Below are 20,991 nucleotides of genomic sequence, written 5' to 3'. Positions count from 1 at the left end.
TCAACCGAGCAGGGCCAGCGCGAAAGCCATGCCCGCGGCGGCCGCCGCGCCCAGCGCCACCGCGATCCAGTCCTGACGCAGGCCGGACCACGGCGCGAACTCGATGAGCAGCAGGCGGATGCCGCCGGTCATGTGCAGCGCCAGCAGCATCACCAGCCCCCACTCGGCGAAGCGGAACAGCGGCTGCTCGGCCAGGCCCAGGAAATTCTGCAGCGCCGCCGCGCCGTGCAGTGCCTGGCCCAGGGCCCAGAAATGCAGCGGCAAAAACAAGGCCAGCAGCAGGCCCGAGACCCGGTGCAGCCAGAAGGCCCAGTAGGCCGGGTGGTTGCGGGCGCGAAAGTCGTTGCGGCGCTTCATGACAGCACCACGCCGTAAACCGCGCGCAGCCCGCCCGCCAGCAGCAGCAGGGCGAAGACCGCGGCCAGCGACGTCACCCTTGCGCCGCGCCAGCCCAGCCATTCCTCGGCCATCTTCGCCACGCCGATCGGCGCGTGCACCGCGCAGGCCAGCACGAACAGCGCGTAGAAGCCGCCGAACCACAGGTTGCCGTGCAGGCGCCCGAGGATGGCCGCGGCGCTCAGCCCCGCGTGCACCGCGTAGATGATGGTGCCCAGGTGGATCAGCACCAGCGGCGCCAGCAGCGCGGCGCTGATGCGCTGCCACAGCCACAGCCGCACCTGCATGCGCGCGCTCATCGCCGGCCCACGGAGCTGCCGCCCAGCGCGAGGCGCTTGAGCCCGGCGATGCCGGCGGTCGGCGCGATCGATTTCGGACAGCGCAGGGTACATGAGCCTTGGGTATGGCAAGCGTGACAGCCCCTGTCGCCCGAGGTCGCCCGCACCCGCTCGTCGCGCTGCACGTCGCGCACGTCGTTGACCAGGGTCCAGGCGCGGTTCAGCGCCGCCGGCCCCAGGAACTCCGGTCTCCAACCGACCACGTCGCATGATGCGTAGCACACGCCGCAGCCGATGCACTCGATGCCGGCGTCGGCGGCGCGGCGTTCGCGACTGGCCGGATCGACACGCGCGAACGCGTCGGAGCGCGTCCTGCCGCCCTGGAAGCGGCCCATCGCGCGCGCCCACTTGTCGAAAAATTCCCGCATGTCGGTGACCAGATCCTTGATCACCGGCAGATTCGACAACGGCGCGATCTCCAGCGCCCCGTCGCGCGCGACCTTGGCCACATGCGTGCGGCAGGTCCAGCGCGCCACGCCGTTGACCGTCATGGCGCACGAACCGCACATGCCCACGCGGCAGGCGTAGCGATAGCTCAGGCTGGGGTCGAGCTGGCGCTGAACATAGCTGACGACGTCGAGCACCGTCTGGCTTTCCAGTTTCGGGACGTCGTAGCTGGCGAAACGACCTTGGTCCTTGCCACGCCAGATCGAGACACGCAGGGAAGAGTTTTTGTCGGCCATAGGGTTCGCGCGCGGTGTCGGCAGCGTCTCAATGTGAGGCCATTGTGGCCAGCCGCGTTAAAAAAGAAAAGCGAACCTTTGTTTCGTCAAGAACAAGAAAAACTTTAGTATTGCGGATGCAGGCCCGTGAAAACCGCTTCTGCCGCCGAAGCCTCGGCGCGACACGACATCGCGCCCATCCGAAGCCACCAGTCCATGTCCTCGATCCGCAGCTTCAAGACTTTTCTGGCCGTCGTCCGGCATGGCAGCTTTACCGCGGCAGGACGGGAAGTCGGTCTCACCCCGGCCGCGGTCGGATTGCAGATGCGATCGCTTGAGCAAAGCCTCGAGCAGGCGCTGTTTGACCGCGGCCCGCGCTCGGTCGTGCTGAACACCGCGGGCCGGGCCATGGCGCCTCGCATCGAGCAACTGGTGCTGCTCTACGACTCCCTGGTGGCCGAGGCCGACCCAGACGCGTTGTCGGGAACCGTCGTCGTCGGCGCGTTGGTCTCGGCGCTGATGGGAGCGTTCGCCGACGCGCTGCGCGCAGTCAAGCGGCAGCATCCTCGGCTGAAGGTCAAGATCTTGGCCGGCCTTTCAAGCGATTTCGCGGATCGCGTCGAGCGCGGCGAACTCGACGCCGCGGTGGTGACCAAGTCCCCCCGCCCGCTGGCCTCCAGCCTGCGCTGGACACCGCTGTACACCGAAGCCATGGTGCTGATCGTTCCACGCCGTGCGCAGTTCGCATTGCCGGACGAACCGCTGGACATGCTGCGCCAAGCGCCGTTCATCCGCTTCGACCGGCACACGTGGACCGGCCACCTGGTGAACGAGGTGCTGCGCCGCTGCGACGTCTCGACGTCGGACGAGATGGAGCTGAATTCGGTCGAAGCGATGATCGAAATCGTGCGCCAGGGCTTCGGCGTCTCGATCGTTCCGCGCCTGGCCAACGTCAACTGGGCGACCGACCGCTCGCTGCGCGTGCTCACCTTGCCCGGAATCGACGTTCAACGCCATGTCGGCCTGATCGAACGCGCCAGCCATACCCGGATGCGCTTCACCGAGGCCATCAAGCAGCACCATTACACGGCCGTAGATGCCGGGAAGACGTGAGCGCCTGCGCATCGCGCCGGCGCCATGGATGCGGAATCGAGCGAAAACGGAATCAAGCATCCCAACATCAACCAGTTCCATGAGCCGTCAATCCCGTAAAAAAGCCGCCCGAAGGCGGCTTTCAAATCAGGACCAAACAGCTTGCGCTGATCAGAACTGGTGGCGGATACCCAGAGCGAAGCCGCTGGAACCCTGGCCCAAGACACCGGCAAAGCTGTCGGTGGAGGAGCCAACCGCGAAGGCGGTGCCAACGTCGTTGCTGATGTGGGCGTACGAGGTATACAGGTTGGTGCGCTTGGACAGCGAGTAGGTGTAGCCGAGTGCGTACTGCTTGGCCGTACCCGCTTCAGGAGCAGTGCTGCCTTGAGCAACCAAACTATTCTTGAGTTGGCTATACGACACCAGGATCGCGCCAGGGCCGACGGGCACTGTGGCGCCCAGCATCCAGAATTTCTGGTCGCCGGAATAGTAATCCTGCTTGGCGTCCTCATAAATACCGGAAACCTTGGCCACGCCGAAGTCGTAGGCGCCATACAGTTGCCAGCCCTTCAGTTTGCCGTCGTTGACGAACGTGGTCGGGTTCTGGTACACATTTGTCACTTGTGTATAGTTCAGGCCGGCCGTGATGGGACCATTGCCGTACTGACCGTTCAAGCTGATGGCGCGGGAAACGTTGGAACCAGGACCGCTTGCCGTCGGGACGGTACCCGCATTGCCGGGTGCAAATGAGTAAGCAACAGTCCCTTTAAATCCGCCCATATCCGGGGTTACATACGCCGCAGCCTGGTTGGCACGGTACAGCCCATAGCGGCCAACCAGCGACAGATTGGCAATATCCCCGGTCAAACCGAAACCGAACGGGTCCATATTGGCTTCGTTCGTGAAGGGCGGCGTGTACTGGCGACCGAGTGACAGGGTACCGAAGTTGCCAGCCAAACCGACGAAAGCCTGGCGCTGCATGAAGCCACCGCCGGTGCAGTAAGTCTGATTCCCAGCTGTTTGGGTGGTGGTGCCGTCCTGGTTGGTACCCGCCGCGCAGAAACCGGTTTCGGCGTCAAAGAAAGCATTCAGGCCGCCGCCGAGGTCCTCGGTACCCTTCACGCCGATGCGCGAGGCGCTTTGCACGCCGGAGCTGAGACCGGTCGAACTCGTGGTCTGACCAGCCGCAGGCGTACCAGCGGGCTTCAGGCCGGTGTAATGGGTCACGCCAACATCAATGATGCCGTACAGCTGGACATTGCTTTGCGCGAAGGCAGCGCCGGAAAAGGCACCGAACACGGCCAGTGCGAGTAGTGATTTTTTCATTGATACATCTCCAGAAAATTGTTGGACAAAACGATTGCTGCATTGCGGTTGCCGCATGGCAGCCTACCGCTGCGTAGCAAGGCGACTCGGCTCGAAGCCGGGGCGCCGCACTCGCCAACTCCGGGATGGGAGTTAACCGCATTTCAGCATCCAAGACCCCGTGTTGCAAGGCATCCTTTTCCTGCATCTCCAGAATCGTCCTTGCTCGTTGCACCTGCGCAACAAGATCAAAACGGCTTCCATCGGTCTATCGCAGCCTTCCGGCGCACTTTGCCTGACGCATGGAACGGGAGTGCCTCGCCTCTCCCGCCCGGCAGCCCGATTCCACGCCGCCATCCCGGAAAGCGAAGCGCCTATGCTTGCGGCAAGTCCATTTGCATCGAGATCGTCCATGCCCAACCTGGCTTCCTGCCGCAACGTGTCCGCGGGTCCCGCGGGCGCGCTGCCCCCACCGGCCGACCGCTTGCTGACGGCGGTGGACAATGCACTGAAAACCTTGTCCGGTGTGACGCCGGCCGCACGGCCCTTGCCATATCCCCACGAGCCCGGCGCCAACCCCGCGTCGACCTCCGACTGCCCTGCAACGAACCAGGCGCCGATGCCTATGTGCGATGCCGACCGCCGGCTCTCGGGCGCGCTGATGCGCGTGAACCACGTTGGGGAGATTTGCGCCCAGGCCCTGTACCAAGGCCAGGCGCTGGTGGCGCGCGAGCCGAGCTTGCGTGCGCATTTCCTGCGCGCCTCGCGCGAGGAAGGCGATCATCTGGCCTGGACCGCGCAGCGCCTGCATGAGCTGGGGTCGCGCCCGAGCCTGCTCAACCCGATCTGGTACGCAGGCGCGTTCGGCCTCGGCGCGCTGGCCGGAACATTGGCCGGCGACAAGGTCAGCCTGGGCTTCGTGGTGGAAACGGAAAACCAGGTGGAGCAGCACCTGGCCTCGCACCTGCAGCGCCTTCCGGCGGCGGATGTCGCGTCTCGCGCGGTCGTCACGCAAATGCAGGCCGACGAAGTGGCGCACGCGCGCGCCGCGGAAAAGCTCGGCGCCGCGCCGCTGCCCGCCCTGGCGCGCGCGGCCATGCGGGCTGCGGCCAAGGTCATGACCACGACGGCGCACTGGATATGACCGGCGGCGCCGCGGCTGGGCTCAGGCCTCGACGATGTCCACGCTTGTGGTGATGGCCGCGGTTTTCGCCAGCATGGCCGTGGCCGAGCAGTATTTCTCGTGCGACAGATGCACCGCCCGTTCGACCACCGCCGGGGCCAGCCCCTTGCCCGTGACGGTGAAGTGCAGGTGGATGCTGGTGAACACCTTGGGGTCGGTGGCGGCACGCTCGGCCTGAAGCCTCACGCTGCAGCCGCGCACGTCCTGCCGGCCTTTCTTGAGGATGTAGACCACGTCGTAGGCCGAGCAGCCGCCCGCCCCCGCGAGCACCGTTTCCATCGGCCTCGGGGCAAGGTTGTGGCCGCCCGGATCTCCCGGCTGGGCCGCCGGCGCGCCGTCCATCGCCAAGATGTGGCCACTGCCCGTGGTGGCGATGAAGGCCATGCCGCCGTCTCCGGCCCATTGCACTGTGCATTCCATGATGACTGAAGTTCCGTGTTGGGTTGTGTAGGCCGTCATGCGGACCCGAGCCGCGCCGGGGAAGCCGGCTGGCCGAAGATGCCGCGACGCAACATTCCAGGCATTGGCTTCTTCTGTTGCAAAAACGCAAATCGGCAAAAGCTTGAAAAATCGGCCTCAAAAGCGAGCCATGTCATTGATTAACAAACAACTTACATATAAGTAGATGCTGATTAACTAAATTATCCGAGTTCCTCGTGTGGTTTTGCGTCGCAGCAGGGCCATCGTTTATGATGGCATCGCGCTGGCCACACGGCCGGCACCCCTTGTCTCCTCCACCCTCCTCCTTAGGTGGATTCCAACCCAGGCCTCAAGCCTGGGTTTTTTTTGCCCGCTCGCCGCGCAGCGCAGGCCCTTGGGGGCGAGGGGCTGCCTAGAATGAGCACTTATCCCCTTCGACAGGCTGGTCCGTGACCAAGAAGCATACCGACTATCTGCAACGCATTCTGACGGCCCGCGTCTACGACGTGGCGCATGAAACGGCGCTGGACCCGGCACGCAACCTCAGCCGTCGGCTGCACAACAAGGTGCTGTTCAAGCGGGAGGATCAGCAGCCTGTTTTCAGCTTCAAGCTGCGCGGCGCCTACAACAAGATGTCCGGCCTGAGCGACGAAGATCGACGGCGCGGCGTGATCTGCGCCTCCGCGGGCAACCACGCGCAGGGCGTGGCGCTTTCCGCGCACCGTCTCGGATGCCGCGCGGTGATCGTGATGCCGTCGACCACGCCCAAGGTGAAGATCGACGCGGTGCGCGCCTTCGGCGGCACGAACGTGGACGTCGTACTCGAGGGCGAGAGCTACAGCGATGCCCATGCGCATGCCCTGACGCTGCAGGAACAGCAGGGGTTGACCTTCGTGCACCCGTTCGACGACCCGGACGTCATCGCCGGCCAGGGCACCATCGGCATGGAAATCCTGCGCCAGCATCAGGCGCCCATCCACGCGGTGTTCTGCGCCATCGGCGGCGGCGGCCTGGTCTCGGGCGTGGCCGCCTACATCAAAGCGGTGCGGCCGGAGATCAAGATCATCGGCGTGCAGACCCATGACTCCGACGCCATGCTGCGCAGCGTGCGCGCCGGCAAGCGCGTCGAACTGGCCGACGTGGGCCTGTTCGCCGACGGCACCGCGGTCAAGCGGGTGGGGGCCGAAACCTTCCGCCTGGCGCGCGAGTTGGTGGACGATTTCGTCGTCGTCAGCACCGACGAGGTCTGCGCCGCGCTGAAAGATGTGTTCGAGGACACCCGCAGCGTGCTGGAGCCTTCCGGCGCGATGTCGGTGGCCGCCGTGAAGCAGTACGCCGCCCAGCACAAGCTCAAGGGGGAAACCCTGGTCGCCATCACCTGCGGCGCGAACATGAATTTCGACCGCCTGCGTTTCGTCGCCGAACGCGCCGAGGTGGGCGAGGCGCGCGAAGCCCTGTTCGCCGTCACCATCCCCGAACAGCCGGGCAGTTTCCGGCGCCTTTGCGCGCTGCTGGGCGCGCGCGCGATCACCGAGTTCGACTACCGCCTCGGCGACCCGCAGCGGGCGCACGTGTTCGTGGGCGTGGGCGTCAGCGGGAGGGACGACGCGCGGCGCATCGCGAACAGCCTGGAGCGCGCCGGCTACGCCACGCTGGATCTGACCGACGACGAACTCGCCAAGCTCCACATCCGCCATCTCGTTGGAGGTCGCGCGCCAGCGGCCGCAGACGGCAGCTCGCTCGCGTCCCATGAACGCCTGTTCCGCTTCGACTTCCCCGAGCGCCCTGGCGCCCTGATGCGCTTTCTGAACCATTTGAAGCCCGACTGGAACATCAGCCTGTTCCATTACCGCAACCAGGGCGGCGACAGCGGCCGCGTTCTGGTGGGCATCCAAGTCCCCCCGGGAGACGAGGCCCGGTTCACCGAATTCCTCGGCACCCTGGGCTATGCGCACGTGGAGGAAACCCGCAACCCTCTGGTGCGGCTTTTTCTCTGAGCCCCCGGCGCGCTAACGCGGTGGGCGCGGCACTGGGCTCGGCGCCATACTGGGGGTGAAGCTGGGCACGGTGGGGGCCGGCGCAGGGGACTCCTGCGCATCGACCGCCTGCGGTAACGCGTACGAAGGCGCCGTGACGGTGGCGGGCGAACTCGGGCGACCGGGCGTCGGCTGCAGCTTCAACGCGACGCGAACCCCATCCTGCACGAGCACGGCTTCGCCATAGGCGGTGGATTCGAGGCGCACGCCAGGCGCGACCGCATCGCCGACGGCGATGGCACGCGGTGGCTTGCCGTCGACGCCGATCAGGGCCGAGCCGGCCTGCGTCCCCCCGCCGATCACCCCCCAGAGGCGAAACCGCGCCGGCGCGACCGGCTCTTGCTGCCGAGCCGCGATGGCGTGGCCGAACAGCCGGGGCGCCGCGGCGGCGAGCGACTCGGCATCCAGGCGCCCCACGTCCCGCGCATCGGCCGGCACCTGTGCGGGACGTGCCAGCAGGCGCAGGCCCCAGTAACCGGCACTCGCCGCGCACGCGAACGCCAGCACCAGCGCCGCCAGCCAGGCCAGGCGCAGGGAGGCGGCCGAGGGCGTGTCGGACACCACGTCGGCAGCAGGCGATAAGCGGGAGAACTTGAACATGAGGCCCGTATTATGGCCGCCAGACGGTGACGGCCGACGGGCCGCGCCTGGATGCCTCGCGGTGCGGCTTCGCCACGCCGCGCCGCGAGGCCCGACAGCCAACACGGACGCATCCGCATGATTGCCCCCGCTCAACCCGCAAACCCCGCCTCAAGCTTGCCGAATTCCGTTCCCGCAGCCCCACGGCGCGGCGCACGCGGCTTCACCCTGATCGAACTGATGGTGGTGCTCGTGATCATGGGCGTGCTGGCCGCGCTCATCGTGCCCAACATCCTGGGCCGCACCGACGAGGCGCGCGAAACCGCCGCCAGGACCGACATCGCCACCATCATGCAGGCGCTCAAGCTGTACAAGCTGGACAACGGCAACTACCCGACGCAGGACCAGGGGCTGCAAGCCCTGGTGGTCAAGCCATCCACGGCGCCGGTTCCGGCCAACTGGAAACCCTACCTGGACAAGCTGCCCACCGACCCCTGGGGGCGCCCCTACCAGTACCTCAATCCGGGCGTGAAGGGCCCGGTCGACGTGTTCAGTTACGGGGCCGACGGCAAGCCCGGCGGCGATGGCGCCAATGCCGACATCGGCAGCTGGCAATAGCGCGGCCACGGCCATGGCGGGTCGCGGCGCCCGCCAGCGCGGCTTCACGCTGGTCGAACTGCTGGTGGTGCTGCTGGTCATGGCTCTGCTCACCGGACTGGCTGCGCTGGCCCTGCCGCGAAGCGGCCAGGACAGCATGCAGCGCGAGGCCGACCGCCTGGCCGCCCTGCTGGACGCCGCGCGCCAGCAGGCTGCAGCGCGCGGCGAACCGCTGGCCTGGGCTCCCGGCGCAGCGGGCTACACCTTCCTGCAACCCTCGCCGACCGGCTGGGTGCCGCTGAACGACGCGCCGCTCGTCGCCCGCGCCTGGCAATGGCTGGACGCCGGCGGCACACCGCCGCCGGGCTATCTGCCGCGCGTCAACGCAGACGCCGTGCGCGCCGGCAACGTCGTGGTTCAAGCCAGCGGCGGCGCGTCCGGCACCGGCGCCTCGACAAGCTGGCTGGTGTTCGGAACGGAACCGGTCTCGCCACCCATGCAGGTCACGCTGCAGGGCGACGGCCGCGTCGTCACCATCGCCAGCAACGGCCTCGCGCCGTTCGCGGTGAGCAGCCAGCGCTGAGGCCGGCATGGCAACGTCCGCACGCCGCCGGCAGGGCGATGGCTTCACCCTGCTGGAAGTGCTGGTGGCGCTGGCCGTGGTGGCCATCGCCCTGCTGGCGGCGATGCGCGCCTCGGGCGGGCTGCAGGACAACGCGCAGCGCTATCGCCAGGCCGTGCTGGCGCAGCAGTGCGCCGAGAATTTCCTGGTCGAGCAGCGCATCACGCGCGACTTCCTGCCCGTCGGGCAAAGCGAGTCCATCTGTACCGAGGCGCAGGCCGGCTTCACGCTGAACGTGGACGTGCAACCGACGCCGAACCCGAACTTCCGGCGCGTCGACGTGCAGGTACGCGACGCCTCCGGCTGGACGGCATGGAACGTGGTCACCATCATCGGCAACCTGTGATGCGCGTCCGCACCTTGCGCCACCGCGCCCGCGGCGCCGGCTTCACCCTGATCGAACTGCTGGTGGCGGCCCTGATCATGGCGGTGATGGCGGCGCTGAGCTGGCGCGGGCTCGACAGCGTGGCGCAGGGGCGCGACGCCGCCAATCTCCGCCTGCACGCCGCCGAGCGCCTGTCGCTGGGCCTGCGCCAGATGGCCGACGACCTGAACGCCGCCCGCGACGAGGGCGCCGGCCTGCCCGCGGTGAGTCTAGCCGGCAACGGCGACCTACTCATCGTGCGCCGCGCGCCGCAGGCGCTGGGCGGCGACGTGCGGGCCTGGCCCGGCGCGCGGATTCCCGCCGACGCCGGCTTGCTGCAGGTGGCGCGCTGGGGCCTGCGCGACGGGCGCTGGATGCGTTGGGCCAGCCAGCCCAGCGCATCGCCCAGCGCCCTGCTCGGCGCGATGCAGAACCCGCAGGGGCAGGCGCTGGAGGTGCTGCCGGACATCACCGCGATGACGGTGCTGGTGTACCGTTTCGCCGGCCTCGGGCTGCTGGCGCAATCGGGCGCCTGGGTCAACCCCTACACCGCCGCCGACGGCACGGGCGACAGTCCGCAGGCTGCCGCGCTGCGCACGCCTTCGGCGCTGCGCCTGACCCTGCAGAGCGCCACCCCGGACTTGCAGGGAACCATCACGCGCGAATTCCTGCTGGAGAACCGGCAGTGAAGGCGCAACGCGACGTTTCCGCCGCCGGGTTCCTTCGCCGCGCCGCGCCGCGGGCCCGGCCGCAAAAACTTGGGAAGGCCCGACGCGCTGGCGGCAAAGAGCCGCGGCGAAACATCGCCAGGCCGACACCGCCGCGCGCGCGCGGCGCGGCGCTGATCACCGCACTGCTGATCGCGGCCCTCGCCGCGGTGATGGTGTCCGGCATGTTCTGGCACCAGTGGGCCGCCATCAGCCGCGAGCAGACCGCCAAGCAGGCCACCCAGGCGCGCTGGATCCTGCGCGGCGCGGTGGACTGGGCGCGACTCATCCTGCGCGAGGACGCGCGCAATTCCAGCGTGGACACGCTGAGCGAACCATGGGCCGTGCCGCTGGCCGAATCGCGCCTGTCCACCTTCCTGGCCGCGCGCGGGCAAAGCACCGCAAGCCTGCCCGATGCCTGGCTGGAAGGGCATATCACCGACGCGCAAAGCCGCTTCAATCTGGCCGATCTGGCGCCGAACGGGCAGCCCGACCCCAACGCGCAAGCTGCGCTGCAGCGCCTTTGCGCCACCTTGGGCGTGGCCGGTTCGGTGGCCGACACCATCGCCTCGGGCATCGCCCTAGCCCAAGCATCCAACCAGCCATCCACACCGGCGGCGCCGGCTTCGCCACCCGGCGCCGCCGCGCCATCGACCACCCTCCCCCTGCGCGGCCTGCAAGACCTCGCGCGCCTGTCGCCCGAGGTGGCGCAGGCGCTGCCGGCGCTCGCCCCCTACGTCACCCTGCTGCCCCAGCCCACGCCGCTCAACGCAAACACGGCCGACGCCACAACGCTGGCCGCCGTGCTCGACATTTCGGCCGATGCCGCGGCGCGCCTGGTGCAGTCGCGCAAAACCGCCTATTTCCGCAACACCGGCGACATCGGCACGGCGCTTGGCACGCAGGCCAAGCCGAATCTCGATCCCATGCTGGTCGGCGTGTCCAGCGGCTTTTTCGAGGCCACCGCGCGCGTGCGCATCGACCGCTTCGAATACGCCGAGCGCGCCCTGATCCAGCGCGTGGGTCTCATCACCCAGGTGCTGCGCATGCAGCGCGTGCCGCCCTGGATGGCCGCCGCACGCCCCTCCGCATCGTGACGACCGCGCGGATGTCACAAACCCATCCTTACAATCCTCGCGCATGAGACCATCGCACGGCCGCCCGAAGATGGGCGAAACCCCGCCCGGCGGGGCCGCGCGCGGCGCGGGAGTGCTCACGTGAACACGCTCGTCGTCCGTCTCGCTCCCGGCAGCAAGCAAGCCGCGCTGGACTATGCCTTGCTGGGCCCGACCGGGGCCGTTGCCGAAACGGGGCAGAGCCAGCCGGCACTGCTGCCGCGCGCCCAGCGCGTGGTCGGCGTCTGGCCCGCCGAGCAACTCACCCTGCTGGGGGTGAACCTGCCCGCCATGCCCGGCGCGCGCCTGCAGGCCGCGCTGGCAGGCACGCTGGAAGACCGCCTGCTGACCGACCCCGCGGCCCAGCACCTGGCGGCGGGCCCGCGCGAGGCCGACGGCAGCGTGCGCATGGCATGCGCCTGCGAGCGTGCTGCCATCGCCGCTGCCTTGCAGACCCTGACCCAAGCCGGACGCGACCTGGCGGCCTTGGTTCCGGAACCCGTACTCCTCGCCCCGGGCGAAGCCTGGCTCCAAGCCATGGCCGATGGCCTGCGCCTTTTGTGGCGTGACGCCGAGGGCGAGGCTGCGTGGCTGCATCTGCCCAGCGCCACGCAGCCCGGGGCGCAAGCCCCCGACCTGCTCACCGCCCGCCTCACGCGCGTGCTGGTGGAGCCGGCCCTGCTGGATCTCGCCACCGGCTGGTTTGGCGCCACCGCCGACATCGTGCCCGCCACCGCGCCCCAGATGCTGGCGCGCGCCGCGCAGTCGCCCTGGAACCTGCGTCAGTTCGATCTGGCGCCGCAAGCCGCCATGCAACGCGGCATGGCCGGGCTGGCCAAGCAATTCAAGACCCCCGCCTGGCGCCGCGCCGCGATGCTCGGCGGCGTGCTGGCGGTGATCCAGATCGTCGGCATCAACCTCGACGCCATGAAGCTGCGCAACGACCGCAGCCAGCTACAAACCCAGGTTCAAACCGTCGTGAGCAACGCCCTGCCGGGAGCCCCCGCGGTGCTTGACGCGCGGCTGCAAATGCAGCGCGCGCTGGACACTGCGCGTGCCCGCGCCGGCAAACCCACCAGCACCAGTCTGGAAGTTCTGATGGGCTCCGCCGCGCGGGTGCTGCCCGCGAACACGGCCATCGCCAAGCTGGACTACAGCCCCGGCAAGCTCCAACTCGGGCTCGGAACGGCCCAGATGCAACCGGCGCTCACCCGCTGCGCCCTCCTCGGCCTGTCCTGCAGCGCCGAAAGCGGCCAGTTCACCGTCCGCACACCCAGCTGATGGCCAGGGTCGCAAGCTCCCGCAAGCTCCCCGGCGTCCTGGCGGCCCTGCAGGCGCGCTGGGCAGGGATGTCGACGCGCGAGCGACGCCTGGTCAGCGTGGCCGCCGCCGTGGTGGGCGCCGCCGTCGTGTGGCTGGCGCTGCTGCGCCCGGCGCTGCACACGCTGCGCACGGCGCCGGCCGACATCGCGCAACTGCAATCCACCCTGCGCACGGCCCAGGCCCAGGCCCAGGAACTGTCCGCCCTGGCCGCCGCGCCGGCGGTCACGGGACAATCCGGAGACTTGCGCAGCACCCTGGACGATTGGCTGCGCGAGCACGGCGCCCAGGCCCAGATCACCGCCCTGCCGGGCAGCGTCACGCTGGACGTCCTCCACCTCAAGCCGCAAGCCCTGCTGGAGCTGGCGCAAGCCGCGCGACGCGACTGGGGCGCCGCGGTCACCCGGGCCGAGCTTGCGCGCGGGGCCGACGGATTGTTGGCCGGGCGCATCCAGATTTCGCAGCAGCAAGGCTCGCGCAACCCTTGACGCCGGTGCGAAAGACATCTCGCCCCACCGCGCAAGCCCGCAGCCAATCCCCGCGCTCCCCTTCGCAACGTCATGGCCCGCCGACGTCCTCCACGCCAGCCTTCGGGTGCCAGCGCACGCTGGCCGTTCTGGCTGGCCGGCTTGCTGGGTCTGCTCTGGGTCATCGTCGCCGAAGCGCCGGCAAGCTGGCTGGGCGCGGCGGTGGCCGCCGCCAGTCAGCAGCGCGTGTTGCTGGCGCAGACCCAGGGCACCTGGCGCGATGGCTCGGCGCGGGTGGTGCTGGCGGGCGGGCCGCAAAGCCGCGGCGCGACGCTGGCGCCGGGCGTTCTGCATTGGCGCATCGGATTGACGGACCTCTGGCACGGGCGGATCCGACTCGGCCTGCGCTGGCCCGGCCTGGCCGAAACGCCGCTGCAACTGGCCGTCCAGGCGCACATCGGTGGCTGGACCCTGTGGCAGGTCCAGCCACCCGACTGGCAAGCGCTTGTCCCCGCCGCCTTGCTCGAAGGCCTGGGCACGCCGTGGAACACGCTGGCGCTGCGCGGCGGCATCGCGCTGGCCTTTCACAATGCCAGCCTAGAATCAGCCGCCGGCAGGTTGCGCTTGATGGGCGCGGTTCAGGTGAAGGCCAGCGACATGAGCTCGCGCCTGAGCACGGTGGCGCCCCTCGGCAGCTACCTCCTGCGGGTGCATGGAGACGGCGCAAAGGCGGACATGCAACTCTCCACGCTTTCGGGACCCCTGATTCTGGCAGGCAAGGGCGTATGGAATGGCCAGCAGCTGCAGTTCGCCGGGACGGCACAGGCCGCCGCGGGGCAGGAAGAGGCCTTGGCCAATCTGCTCAGTCTGCTGGGGCAACGCGAGGGCGACAAGGTGCGCATCGGCCTGTGAGCGCACCCCGTGGGCGGCGCGCCGCCCCGCACCTGCGGGGGTCAAAAAAACGTGGGAGCGGCCTAGCGTTTCCTCGATGGGCCGAAGGACGCTGGACCGAAACCGTCACGACGGCAACAACGCATTCTTGAGACGACCGACCATGAGCGAGCAGCACGCCAGACTTCGACACCCGTCACCAGGGCTCCAGCCTGCGGCGCGGGGAAAGACGGGCACACGCTCGGTCCTGCTGGCGCGGGCGCCCGGCGCGCTGTTGCTGGCGCTGGCGCTGGCCGGCCTGGTGCCGCCGCCGGCCTGGGCGGCGCCGAGCCATTCGGCGGCGCATCCCGGACCGAACACGCCGATGACCATCAATCTGGTCAACGCCGAGATCGCCAGCGCGGTGCAGGCGGTCGCCGCCGCCACCGGGCGCAACTTCATCGTCGACCCGCGCGTCAAGGGCCAGATTTCACTGCAATTCCAAAAACCCGTGCCGCCGCAGCAGGTGTACCAGGCGCTGCTCACGCAGCTGCGCCTGGCGGGCTATGCGGTGGTCGAACACGACGGCGTGTTCAAGGTGGTGCCCGAAGCCGACGCGCGGCTGCAGACCACGCCGGTTGGCGTCGGCAACCGGATCGGGGCCATTCCGGGCCGGGGCGACCAGGTGGTCACGCAAATTTTCCAACTGCGCAACCAGGCGGCCAGCAACCTGCTGCCGGTGCTGCGGCCGCTGATCTCGCCCAACAACACCATCAACGTCGACCCGGGCAGCAATGCGCTGATCATCACCGACTACGCCGACAACCTCAAGCGCATCGCGCGCATCATCGCGGGGCTGGACGTGCCCACCGGCAGCGAGGTGGACGTGGTGCCGCTGAAATACGCGGTGGCTTCCGAGCTCGCGCCCACGCTGCAAAAACTCATCGACATGCAGGCGGGCGCGACACCGGGCGCGGCGCCCGGCACACAGACCGCGGCCGTCGGCGCCAACGGCATGCGCGCGGTCGTGCTGCCAGACAGCAGCAGCAACGCGCTCATCATCCGCGCCGCCAACGGCGCGCAGCTGGTGCAGATCGAGCAGATGATCGCCAAGCTCGACCGCCAGGACGACGCGGACAACATCCACGTGGTCTATCTGCACAACGCCAACGCCGCCGACCTCGCGCGCACCCTGCGCGGCGTGCTCGCCAACAGCGGCATGGCGTCCACGTCCCCCGGCAGCAGCCCGAGGAGCGGCGCGCCGCAACCCACGACCCAGCAGGGCGGGGGCACCAATAGCCCTCAATCCGGAATGGGCGCGGCCAGCGCCACCAGTCCCGGGCTGGGCCAGACGCCCGATTTCGGCCAGCAGGGCGGCAGCGAGACCGTGCCCCTGCCGCAGGGCGGCTCGGTCTATGCCGACACCGCGCTCAACGCCCTGATCGTCAACGCGCCGCAGCCGGTCTACCAGCAGCTGCGCGGGGTGATCCAGAAACTCGACGTGCGCCGCGCCCAGGTTTATGTGGAAGCCCTGATCGCCGAGGTCGACGCCAACAAGGCGGCCCAGCTCGGTATCCAGTGGCAGGCCATCGCGGGCAGCAGCGGCAACAACAACGCCATCGTCGGCGGCAGCAATTTCGGCACCGGCGGCAGCAACATCATCAACCTCCAGACCGCCATCGCCAGTGGAGCGGCGGGCGGCCAGGCCCTGGCCAGCGGCGCGATCACCCTGCCCAACGGACTCAACATCGGCATCCTGCACAACGTCGCGGGGCTCGCCACGCTGGGACTGCTGGCGAATTTCCTGCAGACCCAGGACGGCGCCAACATCCTGTCCGCCCCCAACCTGATGACCCTGGACAACGAGGATGCCAAGATCGTCGTCGGCCAGAACGTGCCCTTCGTCACCGGCCAATACGCGCAGACCGGATCGACCGCCACGGTCACGCCGTTCCAGACCATCGAGCGCAAGGACGTGGGCCTGACGCTGAAGGTTCGGCCGCAGATCACCGCCGGCAACACCATCAAGATGGACGTCTACCAGGAGGTGTCGAGCATCGCCAACACCACCAACGCCGCCGGCATCATCACCAACAAGCGCTCGATCCAGACCGCCGTGCTGGTCAACAACGGCCAGACCATCGTGCTGGGCGGGCTGATGCAGGACAGCGTGAGCAGCAACGACAGCAAGATCCCCGGCCTGGGCGACATCCCCGGCCTGGGCGCGCTGTTCCGCTCCAATTCGCGCCAGGCGCAGAAGACCGATCTGATGGTGTTCCTGCGGCCCATCATCGTGCGCACCGAGGGGGAGGGCAGCAATATCAGCCAGACCCAGTACGACCATATGCAAGGCCTGCAGAGCGGCAGCCAGCTTCCCAGCCAGTTCGGCATGCCCAATCTGCCGGGCCCCATCCTGCCCGAAATCACGCCGCCATCCAGCGCGGCGCCCGGGCCGGCAGCTCCGGTGGCAGGCCTCGAGCCGCCCTTGGCGCAAGCCAACGACAATGTGCTGCAAGGCATCCAGGCCAGCAAACAGGATGCCGAAACGGTGGTCCAGCTCGATTTCTCCCGCCCCCTGTCGGCGCCGCCGGCGAGTTTCACCGTCGAGCAGCCGGCCGCAATCGTCCTGGACTTCCCCGGCGCCGCCTCCGGCCTCGGGCGCAACGCCGTGAGTTTCGAGCAGGGCGACCTGCGCTCGGCCAGCGTGATGGAGGCCCAGGGCCGCACGCGCGTGGTGCTCAACCTGCGCCAGGCCGCCCCCTACACGACCGAAGTCCAGGGCAAGCGCCTGCTGGTCCGGGTAGGGCGCCCCCAGGCCTCGCCGCCCAAGCCGTCACGGCAGCCGAACTGAAAGGTTCTTGACGATGTCGGCCCGCTATCCCCTGCCCTATGCCTTCTGCCGCGACCAGTCCCTGCTCGCCGAGCAGGACGGGCCGGCGCTCAAGCTCTGGGTCTGCGAGACCACGCGCGCCGCCGGACTGGCCGAGGTGCAGCGCGCGCATGCCGTGCAGACGGTGCAGCGCGTGGCTGCCGCCGAGTTGCAGGAGCGCATCGGCGCCGCCTACGCGGCACGCGACGGCAGCGCCGCCGAGGTGGTGAGCGAGGTCGAGGGCGACGTCGATCTCTCGCGCCTGATGCAGGACCTGCCGGCGGTGGAAGACCTGCTGGAGGCGGCCGACGACGCGCCCATCATCCGCATGCTCAACGTGCTGTTCACCCAGGCTTCGCGCGACGGGGCCAGCGACATCCACGTCGAGCCCTACGAACAGTCCTCGGTGGTGCGCTTTCGGGTGGACGGCACGCTGCGCGACGTGGTGCGGCCCAACAAGGCTCTGCACGGCGCGCTCATCTCGCGCGTGAAAATCCTCGCCCAGTTGGACATCGCCGAAAAGCGCCTGCCGCAGGACGGGCGCATTTCCTTGCGCATCGGCGGGCGGGCGCTCGACGTGCGCGTCTCCACCCTGCCCTGCGCACACGGCGAACGCGCCGTGCTGCGCCTGCTCGACAAGTCCGCCGCGCGGCTCGACCTGCGCGCGGTGGGCATGGCCCCCGACATGCTGGTGAAGTTCGACGCGCTCGCGCACCACCCGCACGGCCTGGTGCTCGTCACCGGCCCCACCGGCAGCGGAAAAACCACCACCCTGTACTCGACCCTGGCGCGGCTGGACGCCAGCACCACCAACATCATGACGGTGGAAGACCCGATCGAATACGACCTGCCGGGCATCGGCCAGACCCAGGTGAACCCGCGCATCGACCTCACGTTCGCGCGCGCCCTGCGCGCCATCCTGCGGCAGGACCCGGACGTGGTGATGATCGGCGAAATCCGTGATTTCGAAACCGCACAGATTGCCATCCAGGCCTCGCTCACCGGTCACCTCGTGCTGGCCACCCTGCACACCAACGACTCGCCCTCGGCCGTCACCCGGCTCATCGACATGGGCGTGGAGCCCTTCCTGCTGGCCTCTTCGCTACTGGGCGCGCTGGCGCAGCGCCTGGTGCGCAGGCTCTGCCCCGCGTGCAAGAAGCCGGCTGTCGACAGCGAGGGCTATGAAGCGGTGGGCTGCACGGCGTGCAACCACACGGGCTATGCCGGCCGCACCGGCGTGTTCGAGCTGCTCACGGCCGACGACGCCATTCGCGCCGCCGTGCACGAGCGCGCCAGCGAGGCCGAACTGCGCCGCCTGGCCGGCCTTGCCGGCATGCGCGGCATGCGCGACGACGGCATGCGCTGGGTGCGCTGCGGCGAGACCTCGCTGGCCGAGCTGATGCGCGTGACGCGCGACTGAGCCGCCGCGGCCGACCGCCCAGACCTCCGTCCAACCCAGCCATGCCGGCTTACCGCTTCGTCGCCCTCGATGCCACCGCCGCCGAAACCCGCGGCGTGCTGGAGGCGGACAGCGCCCGCGGCGCGCGCGGCATGCTGCGGGCGCGCGGCCTGATTCCGCTCGAGGTCGACGCCATCGTCGCCGAACACGCGCCGGGCCAGGCGCGCCGCTTCACGCGCCGGCTGCTCAACGCGCAGCAGATCGCCCTGCTCACGCGCCAGATCGCCGGCTTGCTGGTCTCGGGCCTGCCGCTGGAACGTGCGCTCGCCGCGCTGGCGGACGACGCGGACCGCGCCGAGATCGGCCACATGCTCTCGGCCATCAAGAGCGAAGTGGCCGGCGGCCACAGCTTCGCCATGGCGCTCGGCCAGCACCCGCGCGAGTTCTCGCCCATCTACTGCGCGCTGGTCGCCGCCGGCGAGGACAGCGGCAACCTGGGCACGGTGCTCGCCAGCCTGGCGGACTACCTGGAAAACAGCCAGGCGCTGCGCGGCAAGCTGATCCAGGCCATGGCCTACCCGGCCATCGTCGTGCTGGTCGCCATCACCGTGGTGGTGCTGTTGCTGACCTATGTCGTGCCGCAAGTGGTCGGCGTGTTCCAGGGCGCGCACCAGAAGCTGCCCATCCTGACCATCGCGCTCATCGGGTTCAGCGATTTCCTGCGCCACTGGGGCTTTGCCATCCTCGGCCTGCTGGTGACGGGCGGCGTGCTGACGCGGCAGGCGCTCAAGCTGCCCGGCCCGCGCGCCGCGCTGGACGGCGCGCTGCTGCGCAGTCCGCTGCTGGGCCGGCTGGTGCGCGGCCTGAACACGGCGCGCTTCGCCTCCACCCTGGCCATCCTGACCGCCGCCGGGGTGCCGATCCTGCGCGCGCTGCAGGCCGCCATCGACACCCTCGCCAACACCGTGCTGAAGGCCGATGCGCAGGAAGCCCTGGCCCTGGTCCGCGAGGGCTCGACGCTGTCCGCCGCGCTCGGCCTGCACAAGCGGTTTCCTCCCGTGCTCATCACCTTCATCCGCCTGGGCGAACAGACCGGCACGCTGCCGCAGATGCTGGAGCGCGCCGCAACCCAGCACGCCCAGGAGGTGCAGCGCCGCGCCTTCACCCTGGTGACCATCCTCGAGCCCCTGCTGATTCTCGGCATGGGCGTGCTGGTGCTGATCATCGTGCTGGCCGTCATGCTGCCCATCATCCAACTCAACAACCTGGTGAAATAAGCCCATGTCGGCCGATCTGCGTGGCAAGCTCGTGGTCGCGATCTCCTCGCGCGCCCTGTTCGACTTCGAGGAGGAAAACCGCGCCTTCGAGGAATCCAACGACGCCGCCTACATGCGCCTGCAACTCGACCGGCTGGAAACCCCCGCGCGTCCCGGTGTCGCGTTCCAGCTGGTGCGCAAGCTGCTGGCCTTCAACACCAGCGATACGGAGCGCGATCGCGTCGAGGTGGTCCTGCTGTCGCGCAACGATCCCGTCTCGGGTCTGCGCGTGTTCCGTTCGGCGCAGCACCACGCCACGCCCATCGAGCGCGGCGTGTTCACGCGCGGGCGCCCCCCATTCCACTACCTGCACGCGCTGCAATCGCATCTGTTCCTGTCCGCCAATCCCGACGACGTGCGCGCGGCGCTCGCCGCGGGCTACCCCTCGGCCCAGGTCTATCCGGAATCGGCGCACGCCTCCGAGGCGCATCCGGACGAAGTGCGCATCGCCTTCGACGGCGATGCCGTGCTGTTTTCCGACGAAGCCGAGCGCGTGTTCCAGGACCAAGGCCTTCCCGCCTTTCAGCGGCATGAAGCGAGCAAGGCCGCGCAGCCTTTGCCGCCCGGCCCTTTCAAGCCCCTGCTCGAAGCGCTGCACCGCCTGCAACAGGCCGCAAGCTCGGGCAGCGTGAGCATGCGCCTGCGCACCGCCTTGGTGACCGCGCGCAGCGCCCCGGCCCACGAACGCGCCATCCGCACGCTGATGAACTGGAACATCGCGGTGGACGAAGCCATGTTCCTCGGCGGCCTGGACAAAGGGCCTTTCCTGCGCGAATTCCAGCCCGACTTTTTCTTCGACGACCAGACCGGCCATGTGCAGTCCGCTTCACGCCATGTGCCGGCGGGCCAGGTGCACGCCGGGGTGCGCAACGAAGGCTGACCACGCGGCCATGGCCTGCGCCCGACGAAATCGTACGATCGTTCTTTTTAATCTCTCCAGAAGAAGCCGTATGGACATGCATCCGCAAACCGATTTCGAATCCGCCGTCGCCCGCGCAAAAAACTTGCCCCGCCGCCCCGACAATGCGACCTTGCTGCGGCTCTACGCCCTGTACAAGCAAGCTTCCGAGGGCGATGCCGCGGGAGCACGCCCCGGCATTGCGGATTTCGTGGCGCGGGCCAAATGGGATGCCTGGGCAACGCTCGCGGGAATGCCCTCCGCGCAGGCGATGCGCGACTACATCGCCCTGGTGGACGCGCTTCAGCACGCGGCGTGACGGGCACGGCGGTCTGGCGGCCAGGTCGTTCCAGGCGCGGCCCGAACCGGCGATAATGTGCGCATGTTCGCCATGTTCCCATCCTCCGCCGTTCGTGTTCGGCATTGGCGCAAGCCA

At 68.9% G+C, this 20,991-nt stretch carries 22 protein-coding genes; 16 read left to right on the top strand and 6 right to left on the bottom strand.

The window, feature by feature from the left end:
* From sdhC to THIARS_RS04650, 3 genes are read right to left on the bottom strand one after another with little or no spacing between them, the layout of a single operon-like run.
* Positions 1-357, bottom strand: coding sequence for a succinate dehydrogenase, cytochrome b556 subunit (sdhC, locus tag THIARS_RS04660; protein ID WP_094159678.1), 357 nt, complete (start codon positions 355-357; stop codon positions 1-3).
* Complete coding sequence (locus tag THIARS_RS04655; protein WP_222423027.1) at positions 354-695, bottom strand: succinate dehydrogenase/fumarate reductase transmembrane subunit; 342 nt, start codon at positions 693-695, stop codon at positions 354-356. Before THIARS_RS04655 ends, sdhC begins: the two co-directional genes overlap by 4 nt.
* Complete coding sequence (locus tag THIARS_RS04650; RefSeq protein WP_094159677.1) at positions 692-1,417, bottom strand: succinate dehydrogenase/fumarate reductase iron-sulfur subunit; 726 nt, start codon at positions 1,415-1,417, stop codon at positions 692-694. Before THIARS_RS04650 ends, THIARS_RS04655 begins: the two co-directional genes overlap by 4 nt.
* Positions 1,418-1,612: 195 nt before the next feature.
* On the opposite strand from THIARS_RS04650, the gene THIARS_RS04645 reads away from it, so the two are divergent.
* Positions 1,613-2,509 carry a LysR family transcriptional regulator gene (locus THIARS_RS04645; RefSeq protein WP_094160633.1) on the top strand — a complete coding sequence of 299 codons (897 nt, stop codon included), beginning with the start codon at positions 1,613-1,615 and terminating at the stop codon, positions 2,507-2,509.
* 150 nt (positions 2,510-2,659) lie between these two features.
* Here the strand turns inward: THIARS_RS04645 and THIARS_RS04640 are convergent, their stop codons facing one another.
* Positions 2,660-3,814 (bottom strand): porin, encoded by a 1,155-nt coding sequence (locus THIARS_RS04640; RefSeq protein ID WP_094159676.1) that lies wholly within the window; start codon positions 3,812-3,814, stop codon positions 2,660-2,662.
* 391 nt (positions 3,815-4,205) lie between these two features.
* On the opposite strand from THIARS_RS04640, the gene coq7 reads away from it, so the two are divergent.
* On the top strand, positions 4,206-4,937 hold the full coding sequence (gene coq7, locus THIARS_RS04635) for a 2-polyprenyl-3-methyl-6-methoxy-1,4-benzoquinone monooxygenase (protein WP_094159675.1): 732 nt from the start codon (positions 4,206-4,208) through the stop codon (positions 4,935-4,937).
* 21 nt (positions 4,938-4,958) lie between these two features.
* Here the strand turns inward: coq7 and THIARS_RS04630 are convergent, their stop codons facing one another.
* Positions 4,959-5,396 (bottom strand): OsmC family protein, encoded by a 438-nt coding sequence (locus tag THIARS_RS04630; RefSeq protein ID WP_094159674.1) that lies wholly within the window; start codon positions 5,394-5,396, stop codon positions 4,959-4,961.
* Between the two features lie 449 nt (positions 5,397-5,845).
* Between THIARS_RS04630 and ilvA the strand changes: the two genes are divergently transcribed.
* Positions 5,846-7,393: a threonine ammonia-lyase, biosynthetic gene (gene ilvA, locus THIARS_RS04625; RefSeq protein ID WP_094159673.1), complete on the top strand. Its 1,548-nt coding sequence runs from the start codon at positions 5,846-5,848 to the stop codon at positions 7,391-7,393.
* Between the two features lie 12 nt (positions 7,394-7,405).
* Here ilvA and THIARS_RS04620 read toward each other — a convergent pair whose 3' ends face one another.
* The gene (locus tag THIARS_RS04620) at positions 7,406-8,032 is read right to left on the bottom strand and encodes a hypothetical protein (protein WP_094159672.1); all 627 of its coding nucleotides are present in this window, start codon (positions 8,030-8,032) and stop codon (positions 7,406-7,408) included.
* Between the two features lie 117 nt (positions 8,033-8,149).
* Between THIARS_RS04620 and gspG the strand changes: the two genes are divergently transcribed.
* From gspG to THIARS_RS04555, 13 genes are all read left to right on the top strand, one after another.
* Positions 8,150-8,629 carry a type II secretion system major pseudopilin GspG gene (gene gspG / locus THIARS_RS04615; RefSeq protein ID WP_094159671.1) on the top strand — a complete coding sequence of 160 codons (480 nt, stop codon included), beginning with the start codon at positions 8,150-8,152 and terminating at the stop codon, positions 8,627-8,629.
* A complete protein-coding gene (locus THIARS_RS04610; RefSeq protein WP_186436569.1) occupies positions 8,604-9,191 on the top strand; it encodes a GspH/FimT family pseudopilin in 588 nt (195 codons plus the stop codon). Before gspG ends, THIARS_RS04610 begins: the two co-directional genes overlap by 26 nt.
* A 7-nt stretch (positions 9,192-9,198) precedes the next feature.
* Positions 9,199-9,576: a type II secretion system minor pseudopilin GspI gene (gene gspI, locus THIARS_RS04605; protein ID WP_094159669.1), complete on the top strand. Its 378-nt coding sequence runs from the start codon at positions 9,199-9,201 to the stop codon at positions 9,574-9,576.
* Entirely contained in the window at positions 9,576-10,283 is a 708-nt protein-coding gene (locus tag THIARS_RS04600; protein ID WP_094159668.1) for a PulJ/GspJ family protein, read from the top strand. The genes gspI and THIARS_RS04600 overlap by 1 nt, the downstream gene beginning before the upstream one ends.
* The gene (gene gspK / locus THIARS_RS04595; protein WP_245845523.1) at positions 10,280-11,398 is read left to right on the top strand and encodes a type II secretion system minor pseudopilin GspK; all 1,119 of its coding nucleotides are present in this window, start codon (positions 10,280-10,282) and stop codon (positions 11,396-11,398) included. Before THIARS_RS04600 ends, gspK begins: the two co-directional genes overlap by 4 nt.
* A gap of 120 nt (positions 11,399-11,518) precedes the next feature.
* Entirely contained in the window at positions 11,519-12,697 is a 1,179-nt protein-coding gene (gene gspL / locus THIARS_RS04590; protein ID WP_094159667.1) for a type II secretion system protein GspL, read from the top strand.
* The gene (gene gspM / locus THIARS_RS04585) at positions 12,697-13,224 is read left to right on the top strand and encodes a type II secretion system protein GspM (protein ID WP_094159666.1); all 528 of its coding nucleotides are present in this window, start codon (positions 12,697-12,699) and stop codon (positions 13,222-13,224) included. Before gspL ends, gspM begins: the two co-directional genes overlap by 1 nt.
* 72 nt (positions 13,225-13,296) lie before the next feature.
* Positions 13,297-14,115 (top strand): type II secretion system protein N, encoded by an 819-nt coding sequence (gene gspN, locus THIARS_RS04580; RefSeq protein WP_094159665.1) that lies wholly within the window; start codon positions 13,297-13,299, stop codon positions 14,113-14,115.
* Positions 14,116-14,257: 142 nt separating this feature from the next.
* Complete coding sequence (gspD, locus tag THIARS_RS04575) at positions 14,258-16,924, top strand: type II secretion system secretin GspD (protein ID WP_094159664.1); 2,667 nt, start codon at positions 14,258-14,260, stop codon at positions 16,922-16,924.
* Positions 16,925-16,937: 13 nt separating this feature from the next.
* Positions 16,938-18,362: a type II secretion system ATPase GspE gene (gene gspE / locus THIARS_RS04570; protein ID WP_094159663.1), complete on the top strand. Its 1,425-nt coding sequence runs from the start codon at positions 16,938-16,940 to the stop codon at positions 18,360-18,362.
* Between the two features lie 41 nt (positions 18,363-18,403).
* On the top strand, positions 18,404-19,618 hold the full coding sequence (gene gspF, locus THIARS_RS04565; RefSeq protein ID WP_094159662.1) for a type II secretion system inner membrane protein GspF: 1,215 nt from the start codon (positions 18,404-18,406) through the stop codon (positions 19,616-19,618).
* Between the two features lie 4 nt (positions 19,619-19,622).
* On the top strand, positions 19,623-20,537 hold the full coding sequence (locus THIARS_RS04560; RefSeq protein ID WP_094159661.1) for a 5'-nucleotidase: 915 nt from the start codon (positions 19,623-19,625) through the stop codon (positions 20,535-20,537).
* A gap of 10 nt (positions 20,538-20,547) precedes the next feature.
* Positions 20,548-20,874 (top strand): acyl-CoA-binding protein, encoded by a 327-nt coding sequence (locus THIARS_RS04555; RefSeq protein WP_425444224.1) that lies wholly within the window; start codon positions 20,548-20,550, stop codon positions 20,872-20,874.
* Positions 20,875-20,991 lie beyond the last annotated feature (117 nt).

The organism is Thiomonas delicata (assembly GCF_900088825.1).
Taxonomy (GTDB): Bacteria; Pseudomonadota; Gammaproteobacteria; order Burkholderiales; family Burkholderiaceae_C; genus Thiomonas_A; species Thiomonas_A delicata.
The sequence above is the reverse complement of the archived record's forward strand: the minus strand, read 5'-3'. Positions and strand labels throughout refer to the sequence as shown.

Excerpts from the sequence above, each read along its gene's own strand:
- gspI (WP_094159669.1), top strand. The coding sequence starts at position 9,199 with ATGGCAACGTCCGCACGCCGCCGGCAGGGCGATGGCTTCACCCTGCTG.
- THIARS_RS04560 (WP_094159661.1), top strand. The coding sequence starts at position 19,623 with ATGTCGGCCGATCTGCGTGGCAAGCTCGTGGTCGCGATCTCCTCGCGC.
- THIARS_RS04650 (WP_094159677.1), bottom strand. The coding sequence starts at position 1,417 with ATGGCCGACAAAAACTCTTCCCTGCGTGTCTCGATCTGGCGTGGCAAG.
- THIARS_RS04600 (WP_094159668.1), top strand. The coding sequence starts at position 9,576 with ATGCGCGTCCGCACCTTGCGCCACCGCGCCCGCGGCGCCGGCTTCACC.
- sdhC (WP_094159678.1), bottom strand. The coding sequence starts at position 357 with ATGAAGCGCCGCAACGACTTTCGCGCCCGCAACCACCCGGCCTACTGG.
- gspM (WP_094159666.1), top strand. The coding sequence starts at position 12,697 with ATGGCCAGGGTCGCAAGCTCCCGCAAGCTCCCCGGCGTCCTGGCGGCC.
- THIARS_RS04645 (WP_094160633.1), top strand. The coding sequence starts at position 1,613 with ATGTCCTCGATCCGCAGCTTCAAGACTTTTCTGGCCGTCGTCCGGCAT.
- THIARS_RS04640 (WP_094159676.1), bottom strand. The coding sequence starts at position 3,814 with ATGAAAAAATCACTACTCGCACTGGCCGTGTTCGGTGCCTTTTCCGGC.
- THIARS_RS04620 (WP_094159672.1), bottom strand. The coding sequence starts at position 8,032 with ATGTTCAAGTTCTCCCGCTTATCGCCTGCTGCCGACGTGGTGTCCGAC.
- THIARS_RS04555 (WP_425444224.1), top strand. The coding sequence starts at position 20,548 with ATGGCCTGCGCCCGACGAAATCGTACGATCGTTCTTTTTAATCTCTCC.
- gspD (WP_094159664.1), top strand. The coding sequence starts at position 14,258 with ATGAGCGAGCAGCACGCCAGACTTCGACACCCGTCACCAGGGCTCCAG.
- gspF (WP_094159662.1), top strand. The coding sequence starts at position 18,404 with ATGCCGGCTTACCGCTTCGTCGCCCTCGATGCCACCGCCGCCGAAACC.
- gspG (WP_094159671.1), top strand. The coding sequence starts at position 8,150 with ATGATTGCCCCCGCTCAACCCGCAAACCCCGCCTCAAGCTTGCCGAAT.
- THIARS_RS04655 (WP_222423027.1), bottom strand. The coding sequence starts at position 695 with ATGAGCGCGCGCATGCAGGTGCGGCTGTGGCTGTGGCAGCGCATCAGC.
- coq7 (WP_094159675.1), top strand. The coding sequence starts at position 4,206 with ATGCCCAACCTGGCTTCCTGCCGCAACGTGTCCGCGGGTCCCGCGGGC.
- THIARS_RS04630 (WP_094159674.1), bottom strand. The coding sequence starts at position 5,396 with ATGGAATGCACAGTGCAATGGGCCGGAGACGGCGGCATGGCCTTCATC.
- gspN (WP_094159665.1), top strand. The coding sequence starts at position 13,297 with ATGGCCCGCCGACGTCCTCCACGCCAGCCTTCGGGTGCCAGCGCACGC.
- THIARS_RS04610 (WP_186436569.1), top strand. The coding sequence starts at position 8,604 with ATGCCGACATCGGCAGCTGGCAATAGCGCGGCCACGGCCATGGCGGGT.
- gspE (WP_094159663.1), top strand. The coding sequence starts at position 16,938 with ATGTCGGCCCGCTATCCCCTGCCCTATGCCTTCTGCCGCGACCAGTCC.